The sequence below is a fragment of the Maribacter sp. 4U21 genome, from assembly GCF_002742365.1.
Lineage (GTDB): Bacteria > Bacteroidota > Bacteroidia > Flavobacteriales > Flavobacteriaceae > Maribacter.
Map to the genome: position 1 here is coordinate 90,514 of NZ_MDGN01000039.1, position 22,619 is coordinate 113,132.

At 38.9% G+C, this 22,619-nt stretch carries 22 protein-coding genes and 1 pseudogene; 12 read left to right on the plus strand and 11 right to left on the minus strand.

The window, feature by feature from the left end; translation table 11 throughout:
• Nucleotides 1-8 precede the first annotated feature (8 nt).
• The 3 genes from BFP77_RS08400 to BFP77_RS08410 all read right to left on the minus strand — a co-directional run bounded on the left by BFP77_RS08400 (nt 9) and on the right by BFP77_RS08410 (nt 4,195).
• Nucleotides 9-536, minus strand: a complete 528-nt coding sequence (locus BFP77_RS08400) for an inorganic diphosphatase (protein ID WP_099573591.1) — start codon at nt 534-536, stop codon at nt 9-11.
• A gap of 75 nt (nt 537-611) precedes the next feature.
• Complete coding sequence (locus BFP77_RS08405) at nt 612-3,113, minus strand: DUF5686 family protein (protein WP_099573592.1); 2,502 nt, start codon at nt 3,111-3,113, stop codon at nt 612-614.
• A gap of 104 nt (nt 3,114-3,217) precedes the next feature.
• The gene (locus tag BFP77_RS08410) at nt 3,218-4,195 is read right to left on the minus strand and encodes a pyruvate dehydrogenase complex E1 component subunit beta (RefSeq protein WP_099573593.1); all 978 of its coding nucleotides are present in this window, start codon (nt 4,193-4,195) and stop codon (nt 3,218-3,220) included.
• A gap of 175 nt (nt 4,196-4,370) precedes the next feature.
• Here BFP77_RS08410 and BFP77_RS08415 point away from each other — a divergent pair, with 175 nt between their 5' ends.
• From BFP77_RS08415 to BFP77_RS08450, 8 genes are all read left to right on the plus strand, one after another.
• Nucleotides 4,371-5,111, plus strand: coding sequence for an electron transfer flavoprotein subunit beta/FixA family protein (locus BFP77_RS08415; protein ID WP_099573594.1), 741 nt, complete (start codon nt 4,371-4,373; stop codon nt 5,109-5,111).
• A gap of 25 nt (nt 5,112-5,136) precedes the next feature.
• Nucleotides 5,137-6,105: an electron transfer flavoprotein subunit alpha/FixB family protein gene (locus BFP77_RS08420; protein WP_099573595.1), complete on the plus strand. Its 969-nt coding sequence runs from the start codon at nt 5,137-5,139 to the stop codon at nt 6,103-6,105.
• 86 nt (nt 6,106-6,191) lie between these two features.
• Nucleotides 6,192-6,821 carry a bifunctional nuclease family protein gene (locus BFP77_RS08425; RefSeq protein WP_099573596.1) on the plus strand — a complete coding sequence of 210 codons (630 nt, stop codon included), beginning with the start codon at nt 6,192-6,194 and terminating at the stop codon, nt 6,819-6,821.
• A gap of 17 nt (nt 6,822-6,838) precedes the next feature.
• The gene (locus BFP77_RS08430) at nt 6,839-8,305 is read left to right on the plus strand and encodes a NupC/NupG family nucleoside CNT transporter (protein ID WP_099573597.1); all 1,467 of its coding nucleotides are present in this window, start codon (nt 6,839-6,841) and stop codon (nt 8,303-8,305) included.
• A gap of 164 nt (nt 8,306-8,469) precedes the next feature.
• Nucleotides 8,470-9,294 (plus strand): thymidylate synthase, encoded by an 825-nt coding sequence (locus BFP77_RS08435; RefSeq protein ID WP_099573598.1) that lies wholly within the window; start codon nt 8,470-8,472, stop codon nt 9,292-9,294.
• A gap of 71 nt (nt 9,295-9,365) precedes the next feature.
• A complete protein-coding gene (gene egtB, locus BFP77_RS08440) occupies nt 9,366-10,526 on the plus strand; it encodes an ergothioneine biosynthesis protein EgtB (protein WP_099573599.1) in 1,161 nt (386 codons plus the stop codon).
• A gap of 16 nt (nt 10,527-10,542) precedes the next feature.
• Complete coding sequence (egtD, locus tag BFP77_RS08445) at nt 10,543-11,517, plus strand: L-histidine N(alpha)-methyltransferase (RefSeq protein WP_099573600.1); 975 nt, start codon at nt 10,543-10,545, stop codon at nt 11,515-11,517.
• 17 nt (nt 11,518-11,534) lie between these two features.
• Nucleotides 11,535-11,816, plus strand: coding sequence for a DUF427 domain-containing protein (locus tag BFP77_RS08450; protein ID WP_099573601.1), 282 nt, complete (start codon nt 11,535-11,537; stop codon nt 11,814-11,816).
• Between the two features lie 72 nt (nt 11,817-11,888).
• On the opposite strand, the gene BFP77_RS08455 is transcribed toward BFP77_RS08450, so the two are convergent.
• The 3 genes and pseudogenes from BFP77_RS08455 to BFP77_RS08465 all read right to left on the minus strand — a co-directional run bounded on the left by BFP77_RS08455 (nt 11,889) and on the right by BFP77_RS08465 (nt 14,020).
• Complete coding sequence (locus BFP77_RS08455) at nt 11,889-12,185, minus strand: isoamylase early set domain-containing protein (protein ID WP_099573602.1); 297 nt, start codon at nt 12,183-12,185, stop codon at nt 11,889-11,891.
• Nucleotides 12,186-12,337: 152 nt separating this feature from the next.
• Nucleotides 12,338-13,423 carry an aminotransferase class V-fold PLP-dependent enzyme gene (locus tag BFP77_RS08460; protein WP_099573603.1) on the minus strand — a complete coding sequence of 362 codons (1,086 nt, stop codon included), beginning with the start codon at nt 13,421-13,423 and terminating at the stop codon, nt 12,338-12,340.
• A pseudogene (locus BFP77_RS08465) lies at nt 13,424-14,020 on the minus strand (DUF1287 domain-containing protein).
• A gap of 181 nt (nt 14,021-14,201) precedes the next feature.
• On the opposite strand from BFP77_RS08465, the gene BFP77_RS08470 reads away from it, so the two are divergent.
• The gene (locus BFP77_RS08470; RefSeq protein ID WP_099573604.1) at nt 14,202-14,687 is read left to right on the plus strand and encodes a dihydrofolate reductase; all 486 of its coding nucleotides are present in this window, start codon (nt 14,202-14,204) and stop codon (nt 14,685-14,687) included.
• Here the strand turns inward: BFP77_RS08470 and murI are convergent.
• On the minus strand, nt 14,684-15,472 hold the full coding sequence (murI, locus tag BFP77_RS08475; protein WP_099573605.1) for a glutamate racemase: 789 nt from the start codon (nt 15,470-15,472) through the stop codon (nt 14,684-14,686). The genes BFP77_RS08470 and murI overlap by 4 nt on opposite strands.
• A gap of 8 nt (nt 15,473-15,480) precedes the next feature.
• Nucleotides 15,481-17,151 (minus strand): alkaline phosphatase PafA, encoded by a 1,671-nt coding sequence (pafA, locus tag BFP77_RS08480; RefSeq protein ID WP_099573606.1) that lies wholly within the window; start codon nt 17,149-17,151, stop codon nt 15,481-15,483.
• 111 nt (nt 17,152-17,262) lie between these two features.
• Here pafA and BFP77_RS08485 point away from each other — a divergent pair, with 111 nt between their 5' ends.
• Both BFP77_RS08485 and BFP77_RS08490 read left to right on the plus strand, forming a co-directional pair.
• Nucleotides 17,263-18,000, plus strand: a complete 738-nt coding sequence (locus tag BFP77_RS08485) for an MlaE family ABC transporter permease (RefSeq protein ID WP_099573607.1) — start codon at nt 17,263-17,265, stop codon at nt 17,998-18,000.
• Nucleotides 18,000-18,767 carry an ABC transporter ATP-binding protein gene (locus tag BFP77_RS08490; protein WP_099573608.1) on the plus strand — a complete coding sequence of 256 codons (768 nt, stop codon included), beginning with the start codon at nt 18,000-18,002 and terminating at the stop codon, nt 18,765-18,767. Before BFP77_RS08485 ends, BFP77_RS08490 begins: the two co-directional genes overlap by 1 nt.
• Here the strand turns inward: BFP77_RS08490 and BFP77_RS08495 are convergent.
• The 3 genes from BFP77_RS08495 to BFP77_RS08505 are packed head-to-tail and all read right to left on the minus strand — an operon-like array spanning nt 18,764 to nt 21,920.
• Nucleotides 18,764-20,233, minus strand: a complete 1,470-nt coding sequence (locus BFP77_RS08495; RefSeq protein WP_099573609.1) for a DUF389 domain-containing protein — start codon at nt 20,231-20,233, stop codon at nt 18,764-18,766. The two genes, BFP77_RS08490 and BFP77_RS08495, sit on opposite strands and share 4 nt — an antisense overlap.
• Nucleotides 20,234-20,236: 3 nt before the next feature.
• Entirely contained in the window at nt 20,237-21,316 is a 1,080-nt protein-coding gene (locus BFP77_RS08500; protein ID WP_099573610.1) for a mannose-1-phosphate guanylyltransferase, read from the minus strand.
• A 1-nt stretch (nt 21,317) separates the two neighbouring features.
• Complete coding sequence (locus BFP77_RS08505) at nt 21,318-21,920, minus strand: SprT-like domain-containing protein (protein WP_099573611.1); 603 nt, start codon at nt 21,918-21,920, stop codon at nt 21,318-21,320.
• Nucleotides 21,921-21,997: 77 nt separating this feature from the next.
• On the opposite strand from BFP77_RS08505, the gene BFP77_RS08510 reads away from it, so the two are divergent.
• Complete coding sequence (locus tag BFP77_RS08510; RefSeq protein ID WP_180272331.1) at nt 21,998-22,618, plus strand: peptidylprolyl isomerase; 621 nt, start codon at nt 21,998-22,000, stop codon at nt 22,616-22,618.
• The last annotated feature ends 1 nt before the right edge of the window (nt 22,619 follow it).

The window sequence follows — 22,619 nt, forward strand, 5'->3', positions numbered from 1 at the left end:
ATATTTATCTATATCGTAAAGGTGCGTTTCTTCTTATGTTCGCTTTCGTCATAGCGCTTCACACATTCATGGTATATTGCTATGGCCTCGGCCGCATTGCCCCAACCACCAGTATCTACTTTCTTTTCCTCCAAATCCTTATAGACTTTGAAAAAATGTTTGATTTCTTTTTTACGATGCGGATTTATGTCGCTTAAATCATATTTGTTGTTCCAAACGGGGTCGCTAACAGGGACACAGATTATTTTTTCATCGGGCCCTTTTTCGTCCGTCATGTGAAAAACACCTATGGGCCTAACCTCCATCACCACCATGGGATATGTAGGTTCCGTACCCAAAACCAATACGTCCAATGGGTCTTGGTCCAAGGCCAAGGTCTCTGGGACAAAGCCATAGTCTCCAGGATACATCATGGACGAGAACAACATACGGTCAAATCTTATTTTATGAAGTGTAAAATCGTATTCGTATTTATTTCTACTTCCCTTTGGTATTTCTATTAATACATCAAAAGTTACTTCTTCATCTTTACTCATACTATTTAGTTATTTATGCTATGAACATTAGTTGAACGAAAGCCTGTGCACTAAATTGTTAGACTGCCGTATTTATTAAAAACTAAAACCGAAGGTCCCTGTGACCCCAAAGGGCCTTGCCTCCGGGTTATCCAGATAGTTCCCTCTAAAATTAAAATCAATTCTAAAGATTTTAAAAATATTACCGATACCAAAAGTATACTCGTAGTATATGGTTTCTGAAGGAGCCCTTAACGGTGTATTTATAGTTGCAGGTGCACTCAAAGCCCTGTTGGCATCGGACAAATCTCCCCATACTCCTCTGAGTCCCACAATTTCCCTTAAGTTCAATTTACGCAAAAACGGTATCCTAGAGAAGAGTCGCCCATTAAAATTATGTTCAAGATGTACAGCGGCATAGGTATCCGTTACGAACTCATAAAAATCAAGATTGGGAAAAGTGCCGTAATTAGAAAAAAAGGTCTGGTTGCCAGGGACTACACTCAACAGCCCTAAAGGCACTTCTCCAAAGGTTTTTCCAAGTTCTATGGTACTCATTAATCTACCAAACCCTCCGAGTTGCCATGGCTGATTATAGGAGAATTGAAGTTTACTATAATTAAAATCGCTATCCAAGAATCCATTTGTGCCTTTGGTGAAGTTAAGCAGCAATGTGCTGTAAGTATCGTTTACATCCCTTCTTTCAACACCATAACCAATAGTCTGTTTGCCCGGTGTAAATATCAACAAAGTATTAAAATCGAATTGTCCTATCTCCGATGCCACCCCTGTAGGAGATGTTGCATCAACATAGTCTAAACTAAAATTATTGGGCAGAGCAGAACTGAGCGTTCTAAACGTACCTCCGACCGAAACCCGTAAATTGGTAATAGGTTCAATTTCAAAATTAAGTGCGCTCAAATTTATGTTCGTTAACCTGTTATTGGCCCCAACGGTTAGTAGTGACGAAGATGCGACGCTCCTTCCCAAAACATCGTTCGTAGCGGTTAGACTAACTCCCAGTTGTTCAATATCCCTCCTATTTCCACCGGATACGATTAACCTGCTCTTTTGATCCAGCAAGAACTTTCCCGAAATTCCGTGCTTAAATTTTTTATCGGTAAAACCATAGGCTCCGTAACCCTCAACACGCCATAGATCGTTTTGCCCGCGATAAGTCCTTGCACCAAGCCGAACTCTGGGTCCTTCCGCATCGTTAAAACCGAAAAAATCATAGATGGTGCCTATATCCAGGTTCCATTTATTAATCTCCACATACCCAGAACCTAGGACACTCACTATATTGTAGTAGGACTTAAACTTTGGTACTGTTTTTAGCGTATCGAGCAACTTGTAAATTCCGGCCTCGTCCTTATTAAGGGATTCCAGCCTATTTTCTTCCCAAAAAGCATCATCCTTTACGATGAGTTTAGGTTCTAAAGGATTTCCTTTGCTTCGGTAAAACTCTTTTGGCTGTGCCTTATCAAATTTATAATTATCAAAAACCGTCGTCCGTTTACCATAAACACCCTTTGATTCCTCTTTCTTTTTAAAACTAAAATCACTTAACATATAATCCCGCTTAAGTAAAAAGACGGAATCGTTCATCACCTCAAAATCTTGCTCTATGTAAATTTCCTTGACCCAATTGATATTGGCACTTTTGGTTACTTCCAAGTTGATGTTCTTTATGGCCCAAGTAGAATCATTTACCCAAAAATCTCCTTTGAACGTAAGTTCATTTTTTCGACGCGGATAATAGACAATATTATAACACCATTTGTTATCGATAAAGGCACTATCCCTTAATGCATAATTATAGGTATCTACTCCCGTTCGTGACAATGGACTGGTAAAGCTCTTATCAAAAAACTTTAGGTAATTATCATAAATGTCATAATTCTGGTAAAGGTCCTTTACAAAAGCGATGATGGCCTGATTACTGTCGAAACCTGAATTCTTGTTCCCCAAGACTTCCTCTATCTCTTCTTTGAGACTATTATCGCCATACACCTTAGAAAAGGTTTCGTTCAAAAATATGGGCAGATAGGTTTTGCCGGTAATCCTAGACGTATCCAAATCCTGAAACACGAACTCGAGTCCCTTGAAAATTTTTCGTTGCATTAGGGCACTATCAATCGTATTGAGGTCAAACTCTACTTTTTCATACTTATCAAAAGCGTACTGTTTAAATTTCCGTACCCCGTTCTCTCGTTTTTTGGCCCATATTTTTCGAAGGATGTCTACAGCCGGATTATTCTTTTTAGACTGCTTTCCGGAAATTAACACCACCTCGTTTAATTGTTCTGCTGCTTCCGCGAGAACAATCTCCATTTCGTAGTTGACCCTAGATTTTAAAGTTATTTCCTGATTTTCGAACCCAATGAAGGATACGATCAAAATCTCATGATTGTTATCCGACTCCAAGTAAAATCTACCATTATCATTGGTGATCGTTCCTTCTGTAGAGTTCTTGAACAATACGTTGGCAAAAGCTACAGGCTCGCCCGCATCATCCAAAACCATACCGCTAACCTTGGTCTGAGCACTACTTATAGCAATAAAGAAAAGAAAAAAGGAAAATATGATTTGTTTCATGAATGATGATGTTCTCAAAAGCTACACTGCAAATAACATACCAACAAAAAAGCTTCTTTGACCTTGGTCGAAGAAGCTAAGATACTTTTACAAAAGTTTGATAATTATTTATATAATACTTTTTTAACCGCCTTCACCACATCCTTATGGTTTGGTAACCACTCCTCCAATAATACGGGAGAATAGGGAGCAGGAGTGTCCGCGGTATTAATTTTAACGATTGGAGCATCCAAATAATCAAACGCATGAGCTTGAACGTAATAAGTGATTTCCGTAGCAACATTACCAAAAGGCCAAGCTTCTTCTAATACCACTAAACGATTGGTTTTCTTGACCGACTTTAAAATTGCATCATAGTCCATTGGTTTTACCGTACGTAAATCGATAATCTCACAACTAATACCTTCTTTTTCTAACTCGTCGGCAGCCTTGTCCGCTTCCTTTATAATTTTGCCGAAAGACACAATGGTAACATCGCTGCCCGTTCTTCGCATGTCTGCAACGCCCAGGGGAATGGTATATTCTCCTTCGGGAACCTCACCCTTATCTCCGTACATCTGCTCCGATTCCATGAAAATGACCGGATCATCATCCCTAATGGCCGCTTTTAAAAGTCCTTTGGCATCTGCCGGATTAGATGGTACCACCACTTTAAGACCTGGACAGTTGGCGTACCAACTTTCAAATGCCTGTGAATGCGTAGCTGCTAATTGACCCGCCGAAGCAGTAGGTCCCCTAAAAACTATAGGACAAGGAAATTGCCCACCGGACATTTGCCTGATCTTTGCAGCATTATTTATTATCTGGTCAATACCGACCAACGCAAAATTAAATGTCATAAATTCTACTATGGGTCTGTTCCCTGTCATCGTAGACCCTACGGCAACGCCCGCAAAACCCAATTCGGAGATAGGCGTATCTATGACCCTTTTCTCTCCAAACTCATCTAACATACCTTTAGAAGCTTTGTAGGCACCATTGTACTCAGCAACCTCCTCACCCATCAAATAAATGGATTCATCTCTTCTCATCTCTTCTGACATGGCTTCGGCAATAGCCTCTCTAAACTGTAATGTTTTCATGTATATGGATAATTATATAGATTCTATTCGTATGAAAGCAAGCAAAAATAGCAAATATTATGTCAATTTAATGAATGCTGGAATCAAAAAAAGTTATAAAATTTACTATGCATGCATAGTAAATTTGGAAATTATTAGCTATCTTCGTTACCATCATTTTAAAAGCATTTCATAAATGAAAATATTAGTTTGCATAAGTAATGTTCCAGACACTACTTCAAAGATAAATTTTACCGAAGGAGATACTAAATTCGATACGAACGGCGTCCAATTCGTAATCAACCCTAATGATGAATTTGGATTAACGAGGGCAATGTGGTTCAAAGAAAAACAAGGCGGTACCGTTCATGTTGCCACAGTAGGAGGTCCTAATGTAGAACCCACAATGCGCAAGGCTCTGGCTATCGGTGCCGATGAGGCCATACGGGTTAACGCAGAACCTACAGATGGTTTTTTTGTTGCCCAGCAACTTGCGGATGTTGTTAAAAACGGAGCCTATGATTTGGTTATAGGAGGTAGAGAATCTATTGATTATAATGGCGGAATGGTGCCGGGTATTCTGGCATCTTTACTGGATATGAACTTCGTAAATACCTGCGTACAACTTGAGGTGGACGGGAGCACCGCGACTGCAACAAGAGAAATAGATGGCGGTAAAGAAACCCTAAGTACTAGTCTTCCTTTAGTGGTTGGCGGACAAAAAGGTCTTGTTGAAGAAAGTGATCTTCGCATCCCAAATATGAGAGGAATAATGCAAGCGCGCCAGAAAAAATTAACTGTTGTTGAACCCGTTGATACCGCTAAGACAACGCAAGATGTTAAGTTTGATAAGCCCGCACCGAAGGGAGCCGTAAAGCTTGCTAACGATGTAGACGAATTGGTGAACCTACTTCACAACGAGGCCAAAGTAATATAGGTAGTTAATCTAAAAAGAAAGAAAAATGTCAGTTGTTGTATATACAGAGTCCGAAAACGGAAAATTGAAAAAAAATGCCTTCGAAGTAGCTTCTTATGCTGCCGAAGTTGCAAAGCAGTTAGGCACATCCGCCACTGCGGTAACCATAAATTGTGATGAGAACGAGCTGCTTGGAGATTACGGAATTACGAAGGTCTTACACGTAAAAAACGACGCCTTAGGCACCTTTAACGCTAAAGCTTATGCGCAAGTGGTCGTTAGTGCAGTCGAAAACGAAAGTGCTACGGTTACCATCGTAAGCTCTAGTGCGGACACCAAATTCATGGCACCACTGCTAGCAGCATCTTTAAATGCAGGTTATGTACCTAATGTTGTTGCGGCACCAGAGAGTACCAGCCCTTTCAAAGTAAAAAGAACAGTTTTTAGTAACAAAGGTTTTGCCCATACCGCCATAAATTCCGAGAAGAAAGTGATCGGTGTTTCCAATAATGCTTTTGGTGCTATTGAGAATAAGACCAGTGCTACCGTTGAAGATTTCGCCGTGTCCCTATCCGATAATGCCTTTAGTACCAAATCAACGGAAATAGATAAAGTGGTCGGTAAAGCAACTATTGCTGATGCCGATATCGTCGTATCTGCAGGAAGAGGTTTAAAAGGTCCGGAAAATTGGGGAATGGTAGAAGAATTAGCCGATGTACTCGGTGCCGCGACGGCATGTTCCAAGCCCGTTTCCGATTTAGGCTGGAGACCGCATGGAGAGCACGTAGGACAGACCGGGAAACCTGTAGCAAGTAATCTTTATATCGCAATAGGAATCTCTGGAGCCATACAGCACCTAGCAGGTGTTAGCGCATCAAAAACAAAGGTGGTTATTAATACGGACCCTGAAGCTCCATTTTTTAAAGCCGCAGATTACGGCATCGTGGGTGATGCTTTTGAAGTGGTGCCACAACTCATCGAAAAATTAAAGGATTTTAAAGCTCAAAACAGCTAAATTTTGTTAATTTGTGCCCCGAAAGGGCTGTTCAAATAGTTGGAGTCCCAGTTATCTGAACAGCCTTTTTTATTTTAAACTATCCAATGAGTCTAGTACGATTGAAAATAAAGGGTATTTCCTATAGCCAAACCCAGAATGGTGCCTATGCCCTTATATTGAACGAAGTTGAGGGAGACCGAAAATTACCTATCGTCATAGGGGCTTTTGAGGCACAATCCATTGCCATAGCCTTGGAAAAAGAGATAAAACCACCAAGACCGCTTACCCACGACCTATTTAAAAATTTTTCGGATAGGTTTGAAATTGTCATTAAACAGGTAATCATACATAAACTAGTAGATGGTGTTTTCTATTCCAGTATTATATGCGAACGAGACGGAATAGAGGAAATCATTGACGCAAGAACAAGTGATGCGATTGCTTTGGCACTCCGGTTTAACGCACCCATCTTTACATATAAGACCATTCTGGACAAAGCGGGTATTTTCTTGAAATTCTCCCCTAAAGACGGTGACAAGAAAGATACTGACGACAGTATTATGGTAGATGAGATTCTTCAAGAGGGGGAAACAATTTCCATAGACCAAGGTGCAACCGATGGATATACTGAATTAAGTATAGATGAACTAGAAAAGGAATTGGCCAAAGCAGTGGCCAATGAAGATTACGAGAAAGCCGCAAAGCTGAGGGATGAAATATCCAAGAGAAATTAATGGACAAACCCCAATTTATGAAGAAAGGTACTTGGTTGCTTACAACATTCTGCCTACTTGTAACCCTTAGCCTTTTTTCCCAGACCACAGCTCCAGTTACCGAATCCCTTAGTAATCCTGTAGATACGACCATCATAAACGATGTAGCTTCGGATACCATGAATTCTGCTATCCCCAGTGAAGGTTTTTCACTAAATAGCCTCTGGCGAGGTATTTTGGGCATGATAGTGCTACTTTCCTTAGCATTCTTGTTCAGTTCCAATCGTAAGGCGATTAACTGGAGAACCGTAGGTATTGGTCTTTGCCTGCAACTATTGATAGCCATTGGGGTGCTTAAAGTACCTTTTGTACAGTTGATATTTGAACAAATCGGTAAAATATTCGTGAGCATTTTAGAATTTACCCGTGCCGGCAGTAAATTTCTCTTTGAAGGCCTTGTCGTTGACACAGGCACCTTTGGGTATATTTTCGCTTTTCAGGTACTACCTACCATAATTTTCTTTTCCGCCTTAACATCTTTGCTTTTTTACTTGGGAGTAATACAAAAGGTGGTAAAGTGGCTTGCTTGGTTGTTATCCAAAAGTCTGGGTATTTCAGGAGCGGAAAGTCTTTCCGTAGCCGGTAATATTTTTTTGGGCCAGACCGAAGCCCCACTATTGATCAAGGCTTATTTGGAGAAGATGACAAAGTCGGAAATTCTCTTAGTCATGGTTGGCGGTATGGCTACCGTGGCCGGTGCTGTCTTAGCGGCATATATAGGATTTTTAGGAGGAGAGGATGAAACTTTACAATTATTATTCGCAAAACACCTACTAGCAGCCTCCGTTATGGCCGCGCCAGGTGCTATTGTAATTTCTAAAATGTTGTACCCACAAACGGAGGCGGTCAATACCGACGTTACTGTTTCTTCAGAAAAAATAGGATCTAATCTCCTTGATGCTATTGCCAATGGCACAACCGAAGGTCTAAAACTAGCTGTAAATGTTGGCGCCATGCTCTTAGTTTTTGTTGCTATTATTGCTATGGTCAACGGTATTTTGGAATGGACAGGAGATTTTACCAATCTCAATGGCTGGATGGCGGAGAACACCTCTTATCAAAAATTTTCTTTGGAAGCTATTCTAGGAACCATATTTGCCCCTTTAATGTGGCTGATAGGTATTGCTAAAGAAGATATTATGCTCATGGGGCAATTACTAGGTATTAAACTGGCCGCAAGCGAATTTGTAGGCTATATTCAATTGGCAGAATTGAAGGACGTGACCAGCTTGCCACACTTAAAATTCAACAAATCCATTATCATGGCCACTTATATGCTTTGTGGATTTGCCAACTTTGCTTCAATAGGCATACAAATTGGCGGAATAGGCTCACTAGCCCCTGGCCAAAGAAAGACCCTTTCTGAGTTTGGAATGAAAGCTGTTTTGGGCGGATCATTAGCATCACTCTTATCTGCAACAATTGCCGGTATGATTTTGGGTTAAAAGCCCCTCCCCTAAATCCGCTCCCCAAAGGGAAGAGGACTTCTAAATACTGGTTGATAAATAGTTCATAATCAAATTTGTTTTTAATAGCTAAACAGCTCCAATACTTTTATTTTAGTATTCTTAAAAAGTGTCTCCCCTTTGGGGAGACGGAAGAGGGGCCTATGAAACAATACCACGACTTATTAAAACACGTACTCGCTGAAGGTAACCAAAAAGGAGATCGCACGGGAACAGGTACAAAAAGTGTTTTCGGTTACCAAATGCGATTTGACCTTAGTAAAGGGTTTCCCATGGTAACCACAAAAAAATTACACTTAAAATCCATTGTATACGAACTGCTTTGGTTTTTAAAAGGAGACACCAATATTGCATACCTGCAGGAAAACGGAGTTAGAATATGGAACGAATGGGCAGACGAAAATGGTGATTTGGGTCCAGTTTACGGGCATCAATGGCGTAATTGGAACGATGATGAAATAGACCAGATCAAAGAAGTTGTCCATTCCCTGAAAACCAACCCAAACAGCCGAAGAATGCTGGTATCCGCTTGGAATCCCAGTGTGCTTCCAGATACTTCAAAATCGTTTTCTGAAAACGTAGCGAACAATAAAGCGGCATTGCCCCCTTGTCACGCATTTTTTCAGTTTTACGTGGCCGATGGTAAATTATCTTGCCAACTCTATCAAAGAAGCGCGGATATTTTCTTGGGCGTTCCTTTTAATATCGCCTCTTATGCATTGTTTACCATGATGATGGCCCAGGTCTGTGGCTACGAACCAGGTGATTTTATTCACACCTTTGGTGACGCCCATATTTACAACAACCACATGGAACAGGTTGAATTACAATTGAGCAGGGAACCTAGACCGCTACCTAAAATGGTGCTCAACCCAGAGGTGAAAGATATTTTTGATTTTAAGTTTGAGGATTTTACTTTATTAGATTATAATCCACACCCTCATATAAAAGGGGCGGTAGCGGTATAATTGCAATCTCTTATCCTTATGCATTAATTACCAAAAACCTATTTTATTTATCTTTAGAGAAAATTGTTTTCATGATTCTTACCCATACGCTTCTGGATTTCTTCATTGAAACACGGAAGCATACAGAAACTATTTGTTTTCCGCTTGAGACAGAAGACTATGTAGTTCAACCCATTGTGGACGTATCTCCACCAAAATGGCATCTGGGACATACTACTTGGTTCTTTGAAGAGTTCATACTCAAAGTCTATCAACCAGACTACAAGGTTTTCAATGCTGATTTCTCATTTGTGTTCAATAGTTACTATGAGACCGTAGGTAAGAGAGTGGTCAGAGCCGATAGAGGCAATATGTCCAGACCTTCCGTACAAGAAGTTTACGATTACCGGAAATATGTTACCTCAGCACTCACAGAATTATTGTCCGAAGTACAAAATACCACATTACATGAAGTGCTGGAAATAGGGATACACCATGAAAAACAACATCAAGAATTATTGTTGACGGATATTAAATATGTTTTAGGCAACAATCCGCTACTGCCTAAATATTCCGATACTTTTCAAGAGCATGTTCCTGAAAAGCATGCCCATGAATGGATATCCATTACGGAAGGAATCTATGAAATAGGTCATGCTAACGAAGGTTTCTGTTATGACAATGAACTAGGGAGACATAAGGTTTATCTGAATGACTACTCCATAGCCAACCGTTTGGTGACCAATGGAGAATTCATAGCGTTCATAGAAGCTGGAGGTTACCAAAGGTTTGAGCTTTGGCATGCAGAAGGATGGGATTGGGTGAATAATGAAGCTATTAGTGCGCCCTTATATTGGCATAAAATTGATGGTGAATGGCACCATTACACACTAAACGGTTTACGAGAAATAGCCTTGAATGAACCCCTGACCCATATTTCTTATTTTGAGGCTTTTGCCTATGCCCAATGGAAGGATTGCAGACTTCCCACTGAATTTGAATGGGAAGCGGCACAGCATTTGTTTTCATGGGGACAGCGTTGGGAATGGACTGAAAGTGCCTACCTCCCCTATCCCAATTATAAAAAAGCCGATGGAGCCTTAGGGGAATACAATGGTAAGTTTATGGTAAACCAAAAAGTTCTTAGAGGTAGTTCCGTAGCTACCCCGAACAGCCATTCTAGACCCACCTATCGCAATTTTTTTCAAACGAACTTAAGATGGCAATTTACTGGTTTAAGGTTGGCCAAATAATTACGACATAGCATCTATGCAAAACGAAACCGAACCAAAGTTTACTTCCCAATTTCAAAGGGAGGTCTACCAAGGCCTTACAGCCTATCCCAAGTATTTATCCTCAAAATATATTTACGACAAAGCTGGAGATAAGCTTTTTCAAGATATTATGGCTATGCCCACATATTATCTTACAGATACCGAATTTTCAATTTTAGAAAAGCACAAGGCAGAAATAGCTTCTTATTTTTCCAACGGAGATAGTTTTTTCCACCTCATTGAAATGGGTGCCGGTGATGGTAAGAAAACAAAGATATTACTACGTCATTTTACAGAAAAAGATATCAACTTTACCTTTAGACCAATAGATATAAGCCAAAACGCGCTAGATTCCCTCAAAAAAAATTTAGAGATAGAAATACCAGGTCTTAAAACAGAACCGCTGCAAGGAACTTATTTTGAAACGCTGGAAACACTTCATTTTAATTCAGAGGAAAGAAAAGTGATTCTATTCCTAGGCTCAAACATTGGTAACCTCCTACATGAGCAAGCCATTGAATTTTTATCCAAAGTACAAAGTTACATGCAACCAAACGACCTCTTATTTATAGGCTTTGACCAAAAAAAGAACCCCCAGACGATACTGAACGCTTATAATGATCAAGAGGGAATTACCGCAGCTTTCAATAAAAATTTATTAGTCCGTATCAATAGAGAACTACATGCCAATTTTAAACTTGACAAGTTCATCCATTGGGAAGTCTATGACCCTGAAACGGGCACGGCAAAAAGCTTTTTAGTGTCGAAAGAAAGTCAAAAAGTGCATATTGCTGATTTAGGTCTGAATCTCTCCTTTGAAGCTTGGGAAACCATTCACACGGAAATTTCTCAAAAATATGACGACCAAACAGTGAAATGGCTGGCTGAAAAATCGGGACTGCAAGTTATTACAGAATTTACCGACTCAAAGAACTATTATAAAAATTATCTTTTTAAAAAGTCAGTTTAACAACTAAAATAAAAGCCATGAAAGCTATTTGGAACAATACCGTAATTGCAGAAAGTGATGACACGCTCATAGTAGAAAACAATCATTACTTCCCAGCAGAAAGTATTAAAAAAGAATATTTTAAATGTAGTGACACTCATACTTCTTGTCCGTGGAAAGGAACAGCCTCTTATTACACTTTAGAAGTTGATGGAAAACAAAACCCGGATGCGGCCTGGTATTACCCAGAAGTGAGCGAATTGGCCAAAGGCATCAAAGGCAGAGTAGCTTTTTGGAAAGATGTCACAGTAGAAAAATAATTGGCTATAAAGGTTTAAATGCAAAAGGCATGGATATTATCCATGCCTTTTGCACAACTTTTCCTGCCTATGTTAAACTTCTAGAACAGCGTTCTCAGAACCTGCATAATCATTCCACTGATAACGATCAGCTTCAGTTTCATTAACGTAAGCACCATCAACGATGTACTTAAACTCAAAAGAATTTTCTTTTGGTAAATCAAACGTACCTTTAAAAGTTCCGTTCTTCAATTTTTTTAAAGTGCTGCCTTTTGGGCTCCAATTATTGAAATCTCCAACTACTGCTACTTTTTTTGCTTCTTCAGCAGGCACGGTAAAAGTTACCTTACATACTGGTTTTGTTTTTAAATATTGTTTTGCAATTGCCATGTTAATTCATTTTTAGAATATACGGCAAAACTACTGCATTAAGATGCTCATTTACAATGACTAACATCATTTTTATCATTTTGATAAAAATTTAGCAACATTTAACGTCAATTTTAAAATTAGAACCTCCAAAAATTAGAAGTAGTTAATAGCTATAAGGCTGTCTTTAAGATTTTTACAATAGCATCTATCTCATTTTCTGTATTGTAAAAGTGAAAACTAAGCCTAACACCGTCTCCTCGTTGTGCACAACTCACGTTATTCTCTAATAAATGATTGAAAACCCTAGTATCTACCTTTATATTAAAAATAGTACTGTGCGCTTTTCGTTCCACAATTCTATCTTCAAGTAACCCAAGGGAATTAAACTGTTGTTTTGCTTTTTCAGAAAGCAATTGATTATACTGTGATATTTTATCCATTCCTATGCGCTGCATAAATTCCATGGAAAATTTTAGACTTCCAAAATTTAGGCATGACAAGTGTCCTGGCTCAAATTGCTTTGCAAAACGTATTGCATCTTTTTTATCGAAATCGCCATTGGCGGCATTGAAACCAATAGTGGACAAAGAAAATAGTTCCTTTACACGGTCCGAGAATAACATAAAACCATTTCCATAACCGGCCAAAAGCCATTTATAGGCACTTGCCCCCAAAACATCTATCCCAGAATCTGCAAAGTTAAATTGCCTTGTGCCGCAAAATTGCGTCCCATCTGCCATGATTATTAAATTAGGATAGGTAGTTTTTAATTTCTTGACAAAAGCCAAATCAATTAAAAAACCATCTAGCCATTGCACAAGACTTAGTGCCAAAACATCGATATGTTGAGCGCCTATTGCTTTTTCTATTTTCTCCTCAACGGTAGCACTTGTTTTTACGTAAGAGATGTCAAAGTCTCTGTTTTCAAAAGACCAATTGACGGAAGGATAGTCATTCTCCAGAAGTAAAATCTTCTTTTTGGGATGAAGACCTTCTAACAAGACATTGAGTCCGGTGGAAAAATTGTTGATCAAGGCTACATCCTCCCTTTTGCAGTTAAAGAACTGACCAACAGTTTTTCGGGTATCAGAAAGTATTTGAAGTGATTTTTTTCGCATTCCGCTTCCGTGCAGCAGAAAATCTAAATCGTGCTCTTGGCGCCAATCTATAAGAGAATCGTATAATGGCCCATACACGGCTGTGTTCGCGTAAATACCTTTTCGCGTTACCGGAAATTCCTTTCTTACTTTATCCATCTATTCTTTATATCTATAATGCCCAATTATCTTAAAATCAAAAAGCATATCCTCAAGAACTTGTCCGGCGCCAATATTATGAACAATAAGGTTTCTCTTTCCATCTTTTGATTTTTTATCCACCACTATACCAATATGTGTTAGTCCATGACCTAAATCCCAACAAACAATATCCCCGGGTAGATAATCTGTTGCCAGTTCTGAATTAGCTTTAACCTCACCATGTCGTTCAAAAAACCTCATCAAATTAGGAACCCTACGATGATCTATATTCTTATCCGTTGTTGTTAAACCCCAATTATTTGGATAAGCCTCAAAATTGGACCTCATGTCCTCATGCACTTCTTTTTGTAAATCTATTGCCAACTTTCTATAGGCGCGAATAATGACATCTGTACAAACACCCTTATCGCTCGGAACATCACCGTTGGGATATTTTAGTGCAAAATAACTGGGGTCATAACTTACCCTTTAGTTCGTGAGCTCAAGAGCGTAATCGGATAATGTAGCTGATTGTACTATAGTTTGAGACGTACAAAAAAAACTGCTAAAAACTATGAAGCATCCTATGATATACGTTAGCCGGTTATTATGCATCTTATGACTAGAAATTAAGGTAGCAATGAAAAAAGACAATTCTGAATAAAAGAACAAATTAAACCAGAAAATCCCAATTAGCTTATCTTTAACCTAAAGATAGCCATAGTCCTATTTACTTGGTCCGCTTTTTGCATTTGATTAAGATATATTTAAAAAGATTTAAGTGAACAGTATTACCATGATTGCCGCCGCCGCGGAGAATAACGCCTTGGGAAAGGACAACGACCTTTTGTGGCACCTGCCAAACGATTTTAAGCGTTTTAAAAAATTAACAACGGGACATAAAATTATCATGGGTCGTAAGACCTTTGAAAGCTTTCCTAAACCACTGCCTAACCGCATCCATATTATAGTAACTCGGGATAAAAACTATACGGTGCCCTTTAAGGATTGTATCATAGTCCACGGGCTTGAAGAAGCCTTGAAACTGGCGGAAGACGAAAATGTTTTTATTATTGGTGGAGGTGAAATTTATCAACAGGGACTACCTTATTCAAACAAGATTGAACTTACAAGAGTGCACGGTAATTTTGAAGCAGACACTTTTTTCCCTAAGATAGATAAAGAAAAATGGGAACTTGTCTCCGAAGAACATCACCCAAAAGATGAAAAACACGCATATGCTTTTACGTACCTAACGTACCATAAAATTTCAGGTTCTTAAAAGTCTAAAAAGCTTACTTCTTGCTGAACCGATTCCTTGAGGACAAAACGCTGTAAAACAGCTACTTCCCCATTGGTAAAAAATTGGTGCGTTCCTTTTTCGCTGGCACTATTTAAATTTCCCACTTTTTTCAAAATTGCTTTGGTCTGCCTAGCTACTGCTTCGCCCGAATCTATGATTTGCACATGCTCCGGTAACAACTCCTTTAATACAGGTATTAAATAAGGATAGTGCGTACATCCCAATACAAGGAAATCTATATCCTTTGCGATCATCGGTTCTAAAAATTCTTTTAAAAGCCCTCTGATAGCCTCACTTTGCAATGCTTCTTTTTCTATAAGCTCCACTAAACTTTTACCTTGTTGCTCAATAATTTCTATTCCTTCGGCGTGGTTTTGAGCGGTACTATGAAACAAAGTGCTGGACAAAGTTCCTTTAGTCGCCAATACACCAACCCGCTTTGATTTTGAATTTAATGCTGCCGGTTTTATCGCCGGTTCAATGCCAATAAAAGGTATTTTATACGTTTTTCTTAAATAGTCAATCGCATTGGTGGTGGCCGTATTGCAGGCTACAACTATCAGCTTACACCCTTTATCTAAGAGAAATTCCGTATTCTTAATACTTAACCGTAGTATTTCCTCAGGTGATTTTTCTCCGTAGGGAGCATTTCTACTATCCGCTAAATAGATATAATGCTCGTTAGGCAAAAGGTTATGGATTTCTTTCCATATGGATGTACCTCCCACGCCCGAGTCAAATATACCTATTGGAAGTCTGCTCATAACAATAATTACTGTAATACCTCTGGAATGGGCTTTCCCGTGGTACCGCTTGGAAAGGAAATTCCCAACAGGGCAGCCACCGTAGGGGCAATATCGGGAATTTCTGTTCGTTGTACCGTATTTCCTTTTTTGATGCCTTTCCCATAGAAAAGTAATGGCGTATGTGTGTCATATATTTGAGGGGAACCATGAGTGGACCCTGTCATAGGATAGCTGATAGTGTTAGGCTTTAAGACCACCAAGACATCACCGGACCGTTTTTGGTTATACCCCTTTTGCAGTATGTACGGGATGCCAGAAGTATATTGATATTGCCACATTTGATACCCTGTATACACCCTATCTACATAATCGTAACCCAGAAATTCTTTCGCAATCTCCTCTTGTACATCTTTTAAACTTAAATCCAAGTTCTTGATAATCTTATGATCTAAAAACAATTGCAGATTTGAAAAATTCTTTACTATACCTTCTGTTCCATACTTATATTTTAAAAAATCCGAAAACTTGTCTTTCGTAGTGTTATAATCTACATGACCTGCAGGTATCTTAACATCCTTCAAATAAGCAGGCACTTCTATGGCACCATGATCGGCGGTCAAAAAGAGTGTATATTCCCCTTCGCCAACATTTTTGTCCAATGCTTTGAACAAACGCGCCAGGTCTTCATCTAATCGTACGTAAGTATCTTGAATTTCTTTTGAATTGACCCCGAATTTATGTCCTACATAATCGGTGCTAGAAAAACTTATGGCCAAAAAATCCGGTATATCATCCTTTCCCAGGTTTTCATTTTTTAATGCTTCAATGGCAAAATCAGCGGTAATACTATTCCCATAAGGCGTGGCCTTAATAAATTCAAAATCCCTTGTCTTATCCAATAAATTAGGAGTACTATGGGGAAAGGTAGGTGTCGTTTCCGTCTCAAACAGCCCTTCGTACTTATTGTCATCCTTTCCACTTTCCGTGTAGCTGGTGATATCCCTTAAAGTATTCCAAGGTTTTTTGTAAGACTGTACCGCACCGGAAGAATTAAAATCGTTCACCCATTTTGGCAACGTGGTCATATAATATGAACTAGTTATCCATTTTCCCTCGTCGGCACCATGAAACCAATAAGCAGCATTGGCGGTATGCCCCCCTGGAAGAACTGCACCTCTATCCTTTAACGCTATAGCAATGGTCTTACCCCTCATCTGTGTATGTAGGCGCAACTCATCGGTAATTGTTGTACCCGTCATGCGATGTGGTGACATTTTTCCTGCATCAGACATGGTACCCACAGAACTATAGCTATCATCGGACGCACAGTAGACTTCAATATCCTGTTCTTTGTCATACCAATTGTTTCCTATGATACCATGCGTAGCAGGAGTGGTACCTGTATATACCGAGGTATGCCCCGGCCCTGTGCTAGTAGGCGCATAATTAAAGTGGTTATTCTTACAATTAAAACCTTCTTTCACCATTCGCTTAAACCCGTCATCCCCAAAATCATTATAAAAACGGGTCAAATAATCATAACGCATTTGGTCTACAACGATACCCACTACCAATTTTGGCGAAGTCCTAAGATCACTCTCATCTGCCATTTTGCCTTTCTTTTGTGCCGATAGGTTAAACACAGTGAAAATACCTGTAAAAAGGGTTAAAAAGGAAATTCGATTTCTTTTGTTCATGCTGCGAATGTTGATGCGTAAAAGTAAATAAAATCCTTCTTAAAAGTTTAATTGGAAGTTAAATGAAGTCCTTTATTCTTATTTTTACGTTAAGAAATATATTCTTAATATATGAACTACTTAGCGTCTATTGGCAGCTACTCAATTATGGTTCGGGAGGTTTTTAAAAAACCGACCAAATGGAGGATAATGAAATCGCTCATTTTAAAGGAAATAGACGAGCTCATATACGGCTCTTTGGGTATCATCGTTTTTATCTCTTTTTTCATCGGTGCGGTCGTTGCCATACAGACGGCCTTAAACCTTACCAATCCTATTATACCGAGAAGTCTTATAGGTTTTGCTACTAGACAATCCGTTATCCTAGAGTTTGCGCCCACTTTCGTATCGATAATAATGGCCGGCAAAGTAGGTTCTTACATTACCTCGAGTATCGGTACCATGCGGGTAACGGAACAAATAGACGCCCTTGAAGTCATGGGTGTAAACTCATTGAATTATTTAGTCTTTCCTAAGATAATCGCCATGCTTTTCTATCCCTTTGCTATTGCCATTTCTATGTATGTGGGCATTTTTGGAGGATGGATAGCGGGTGTATTCGGTGGCTTTTTAACCAGTGCCGATTTTGTATCGGGGCTTCAGACAGATTTTGTCCCCTTTCACATTGCCTACGCTTTTGTAAAAACTTTAATCTTTGCCTTTGTAATAGCTACAATTCCGTCCTTTCATGGCTATTATATGAAAGGTGGAGCTTTAGAAGTGGGGAAGGCCAGCACCACTGCATTCGTGTGGACAAGTGTGGTGATCATTATCTTAAACTATTTATTAACGCAACTCCTCTTAGGCTAATGATAGAAGTGAATGACATACAAAAATCGTTTGGAGAAGCACATGTTCTTAAAGGAATATCCACAACTTTTGAAAATGGGAAAACCAATTTGGTCATCGGGCAAAGTGGGTCGGGAAAAACAGTTTTCTTAAAATGTCTTCTAGGTCTCTTTAGTCCTGAAGAAGGTTCCATTGTCTACGATGGCAGACAATACGCTAACCTAACCGAAGATGAAAAGAGAGATTTGCGCCAAGATATGGGTATGGTCTTCCAGGGCAGTGCACTTTTTGATAGTATGACGGTTGAAGGAAATGTAAAATTTCCTTTGGAAATGTTCACCAAACAGTCTGCCTCGGAAATGGAAGATCGCGTAAACACCGTATTAAAGAGAGTAAACTTAATTGATGCCCATCACAAATACCCATCTGAAATCTCCGGTGGAATGCAAAAACGTGTTGCCATTGCAAGGGCCATTGTTATGAACCCAAAGTATCTTTTCTGCGACGAACCTAACTCCGGACTAGATCCTAAAACGGCTATTTTAATTGACAACTTAATCAAAGAAATTACGGAAGAATACGATATTACCACAGTGATAAACACGCATGATATGAATTCCGTGATGCAAATAGGGGAAAAGATATTATTTCTTAAAAATGGTCTTAAGGAATGGGAAGGCACTAAAAATGAAATATTTAAAACGGACAATGAAGCCGTAACGAATTTTGTGTACTCTTCCGATCTGTTCAAAAAAGTTCGCCAGATGTATATTGAAGAGCGAAACTAGTCACTAATAACTTCTTTTATCTTGATATTTTCATCTTTCAAACGAAGTTTAAGCCACTCGAAAATTTTTTTTGCATCCTTTTCTGTTTGAAAACGTTTAGCTTCCTTTTTCCAAGTCACCTCAAAAACTGGTATAGTATCCGTCTTGGTAAAATCAGTAGAAATGAGGTAAGAATACCCCAATCGGTATAAATTTTCGTAATTGGTCTTAGCTTCAAGACTTATCTCCACAAATGGTATTTGACCTACCGCACTTTTATTTAGGCGCGTCAATTCCGATTCCAATAGCGCTATTTTTTCGTCTTTACTCGATAATTGATTTTTTTGGGATTCGTAAAGTTCATTCACATATTTGAGTTCATTCGCCGCTCCACTTTTTGAGCCCTGAACTACGTTTAACGCACTTCCCTTTAATTTAGGATATTCGTTCATTTGATTTTCCCAGGTAGCAATAATGTTATCCGGAATAGTCTCACTTCCCATAAAAACTATTTCAATGGAAGGGTCTAGGCCGTCATTAAATTCTATATCTGTAAAATCCTCTAAAAATCTACCCTCTCCAGAAAATTGATACAGCGCAATTTTTTCGTTTATAAAATTGTTTGCCTCTCTTCTAAAAAGTGATTCTTGAAATACCTTATAAAACGTAATTCCTGCAGGTATCATTACGGCAACCGCCACCAAGGAAGCCAGTCTAGCAATGAGTCTACGCCTTTTAGAATTGACATAACGGACCATTGGAAACCGCAACAACTTTATAATTAGAAAGGTAGCCAGGGCAATGAAAATCGTATTTATCGTAAATAAATACATAGCACCCATGGCATATTCCCAATTCCCGATAGCCAATCCAAACCCCACGGTACAAAGTGGAGGCATCAACGCGGTAGCAATGGCCACACCGAATATAACACTTGCAATAGTTCCCTTTTTAGCTCTGGCGATGACTAGGGCCAGACCACCAAAGAACGCGATTAAAACATCCCTTATATCTGGTGCGGTTCTTGCCAATAACTCGGATGATTCATTTCGAAGCGGAAAAAACTTAAAGAAAAGAAAAGCGGTCAGAACACTGAGTATAACCATTACCGCAAAATTCTTAAGAGAACGCTTTAAGGTATCAATATCGTTAATGCCAATGGACAAGCCAATTCCTAAGATAGGGCCCATTAATGGCGAAATAAGCATCGCACCAATGACAACAGCGGTAGAGTTCGCGTTTAACCCGATAGAGGCTATAAAAATAGAACAGATAAGAATCCAAGACGTGTGCCCTTTGAAAGGAATGTCTGCAATAATAGCTTCCTTGGTGGCATCCTGATCCGTATTAGTTCGTATATCCAACAGCTCGGACAAAAACCTTTTTACGCTACCCGCTAAACCCTTCAGGTCTTTTTTTACTTCCTCACCACTTTCTTGAGGTTTCTCTGAAGGGGTGATATTATCTTGATTTAACCCTTGACTCATATCTTATGCATGTTCACTTCCAAACTTGTCCTTGACCTTCGTCAGGACTTTTTTAATGTCTTGCTCCTTCGATTTTGGATAGATTAAAAGTACTTCTTCCTTATCCACTATAATATAATCTTTTAAGCCATCTACAACAACAATTTTATCTTTCGCCGCACGTATCATATTTCCTGAGGCATCCTCGGCCAAAACTTTGGCGTTTACCACTGCGTTGCCGTCGGAGTCCTTATCCAGCTTATCGAACAATGAACCCCAAGTGCCCAAATCGTTCCAATCAAAGGTTGCTGCCAAAACATATATGGAGCTACTATGCTCCAAAATAGCATAATCAATTGAAATATTTTCGGCCTTTGGGTAATTTTCTGCTATAAAGCCACGTTCCTTATCCGTGTTATAATATGCAAAACCTGACTCAAATAATTGGTACTGCTGGGGCTGATAGGCCTCAAAAGCTCCCACAATGGTTTTTACACTCCACATAAATATACCGCCGTTCCACAAAAAATTACCTTGTGCCAAGAAATCCTTGGCCGTTTCATAATCCGGTTTTTCCCTAAATTGATTTACCTTTTTTATTTGATTATCGTCTGATTTATTATACTCTATATATCCGAAACCGGTGTTGGGAAAAGTGGGTTTAATCCCCAAAGTAAATAGCACATTCTCCTTTTCACATTTTTGAAAGCAAGCGGTAACATCTTCTGCAAATGCTTGTTCATCTTCGATCCAATGATCACTCGGGGCCACTATCATAACCCCATCGGGATTCATCTTCTTAATTTTAAGTGCTGCATAAAGAATACACGGTGCCGTATTTCTCATTGCGGGCTCTAGAACTACTTGCTCCTGTTTTACCTTGGGTAATTGTTCCAGTACTAAATCATTATATCTTTCATTGGTCAATATCAAAATATTCTCTGTTGGAACAAACTTGTTTAAACGTTCAAATGTTTTTTGTATCAAGGTTTTACCCGTACCCAACATGTCATGAAATTGCTTTGGATATTCACCAGTGCTTATTGGCCAAAATCTTGACCCTACTCCACCTGCCATCAAAACCGCGTAATAATTTTTATTCATCTCAATTACGTATTAATTCTACTTCTGCATTGGGCTGAAAAAGGTACATTTTACCAGATTCCACCTCAATACATTCATATCGCTTTACTCTTCTATTCCCTTTTTTAAAAAGCTTGCCATTGTACATTCTGAAAATGCTTCCTAAAGGCAATTCAAAAACGTAGGATTTTTCGGATTGTTGCGCATCATAGGTTTTTAAAGCTATTGACAATCTGGCATCAGTGCTGCTGCTTGCCTTTGGATTTCTAAAATGTGAAGCTAAAAGGGGCAAAAGCATAGATGGGAATATTTCTGGCCGTATAAAGGGAAGCATCAGATGTTGAAAAGTTTTTTTCCATTCCAAACCATGAGGTTTTATGCGCCTTCCAAATTTCTCAAATGCCACCAGATGGGCAATTTCATGAACAAGTGTAATCAAAAACCGATATTTATTCAGTGTTGCATTTACGGTAATTTGATGCTGGCCGTCCGCTGTTCTTCTATAATCGCCATGCCTAGTAACCCGTTCATTCACTATTTTTAAATGAACATTATTTACTCGTATAAGCTCCATGCAAGAAGGCACTGCTCTTTCGGGTAAATATTTCATGAGAACATTATCCATCACAACAAAAATACCTGAAAAAATACTATTGGTTTATTTTAAATTAGTAATATCTTCAAAATCATAAGATGCTTGTTATGAAGAAGTACTTAATAGCCATAGTAACACTAATTATTGTGAGCTGTTCCTCTAAAATATTCTCTAAAAAATGGACTACGGAAATAGCTCCTAAAAATTTTACGGTAGCATTTAATACCTCAAAAGGAGATTTTGATGTGATGATAACAAGGTCCTTATCTCCTAAAGCCGCAGATAGGTTCTATCAACTTGTTAAACATCGTTATTTTGATAATCAACTTTTTTATCGTGTCAATCCTGGTTTCGTAGCACAGTTTGGAAGCACGGACAGCGTAAATTACAATTATTGGAACAGTGTAAAAGTTCCTGATGAAAAAGTGATTCTGGGAAACTCAAAAGGCACGATAAGTTTTGGTAGAGGCGGACCAGAAACAAGAACTACAGACCTTTATATTAATTTAAGTGACAATCATCGCCTAGATACAATTATATACAATAATGTAAAAGGTTTTCCTGCTTTTGGAAAAGTTGTAAATGGTATGGACGTCGTTGAAAGCCTACATTCTGGCTACGCAGACACCACGATGGATACTCTAGACTTGATGTATACTGATAGAAAAGCTTTTTTAGCATTATTTCCAAAACTAGACACTATATATAAAGCCTATGTGAAGCTATAGA

Excerpts from the sequence above, each read along its gene's own strand:
- BFP77_RS08420 (WP_099573595.1), top strand. The coding sequence starts at position 5,137 with ATGTCAGTTGTTGTATATACAGAGTCCGAAAACGGAAAATTGAAAAAA.
- BFP77_RS08450 (WP_099573601.1), top strand. The coding sequence starts at position 11,535 with ATGAAAGCTATTTGGAACAATACCGTAATTGCAGAAAGTGATGACACG.
- egtD (WP_099573600.1), top strand. The coding sequence starts at position 10,543 with ATGCAAAACGAAACCGAACCAAAGTTTACTTCCCAATTTCAAAGGGAG.
- BFP77_RS08455 (WP_099573602.1), bottom strand. The coding sequence starts at position 12,185 with ATGGCAATTGCAAAACAATATTTAAAAACAAAACCAGTATGTAAGGTA.
- BFP77_RS08470 (WP_099573604.1), top strand. The coding sequence starts at position 14,202 with ATGATTGCCGCCGCCGCGGAGAATAACGCCTTGGGAAAGGACAACGAC.
- BFP77_RS08430 (WP_099573597.1), top strand. The coding sequence starts at position 6,839 with ATGAAGAAAGGTACTTGGTTGCTTACAACATTCTGCCTACTTGTAACC.
- BFP77_RS08425 (WP_099573596.1), top strand. The coding sequence starts at position 6,192 with ATGAGTCTAGTACGATTGAAAATAAAGGGTATTTCCTATAGCCAAACC.
- BFP77_RS08505 (WP_099573611.1), bottom strand. The coding sequence starts at position 21,920 with ATGGATAATGTTCTCATGAAATATTTACCCGAAAGAGCAGTGCCTTCT.
- BFP77_RS08460 (WP_099573603.1), bottom strand. The coding sequence starts at position 13,423 with ATGGATAAAGTAAGAAAGGAATTTCCGGTAACGCGAAAAGGTATTTAC.
- BFP77_RS08435 (WP_099573598.1), top strand. The coding sequence starts at position 8,470 with ATGAAACAATACCACGACTTATTAAAACACGTACTCGCTGAAGGTAAC.
- BFP77_RS08410 (WP_099573593.1), bottom strand. The coding sequence starts at position 4,195 with ATGAAAACATTACAGTTTAGAGAGGCTATTGCCGAAGCCATGTCAGAA.
- BFP77_RS08510 (WP_180272331.1), top strand. The coding sequence starts at position 21,998 with ATGAAGAAGTACTTAATAGCCATAGTAACACTAATTATTGTGAGCTGT.
- BFP77_RS08415 (WP_099573594.1), top strand. The coding sequence starts at position 4,371 with ATGAAAATATTAGTTTGCATAAGTAATGTTCCAGACACTACTTCAAAG.
- egtB (WP_099573599.1), top strand. The coding sequence starts at position 9,366 with ATGATTCTTACCCATACGCTTCTGGATTTCTTCATTGAAACACGGAAG.
- BFP77_RS08485 (WP_099573607.1), top strand. The coding sequence starts at position 17,263 with ATGAACTACTTAGCGTCTATTGGCAGCTACTCAATTATGGTTCGGGAG.
- pafA (WP_099573606.1), bottom strand. The coding sequence starts at position 17,151 with ATGAACAAAAGAAATCGAATTTCCTTTTTAACCCTTTTTACAGGTATT.
- BFP77_RS08400 (WP_099573591.1), bottom strand. The coding sequence starts at position 536 with ATGAGTAAAGATGAAGAAGTAACTTTTGATGTATTAATAGAAATACCA.
- BFP77_RS08495 (WP_099573609.1), bottom strand. The coding sequence starts at position 20,233 with ATGAGTCAAGGGTTAAATCAAGATAATATCACCCCTTCAGAGAAACCT.
- BFP77_RS08500 (WP_099573610.1), bottom strand. The coding sequence starts at position 21,316 with ATGAATAAAAATTATTACGCGGTTTTGATGGCAGGTGGAGTAGGGTCA.
- BFP77_RS08405 (WP_099573592.1), bottom strand. The coding sequence starts at position 3,113 with ATGAAACAAATCATATTTTCCTTTTTTCTTTTCTTTATTGCTATAAGT.
- BFP77_RS08490 (WP_099573608.1), top strand. The coding sequence starts at position 18,000 with ATGATAGAAGTGAATGACATACAAAAATCGTTTGGAGAAGCACATGTT.
- murI (WP_099573605.1), bottom strand. The coding sequence starts at position 15,472 with ATGAGCAGACTTCCAATAGGTATATTTGACTCGGGCGTGGGAGGTACA.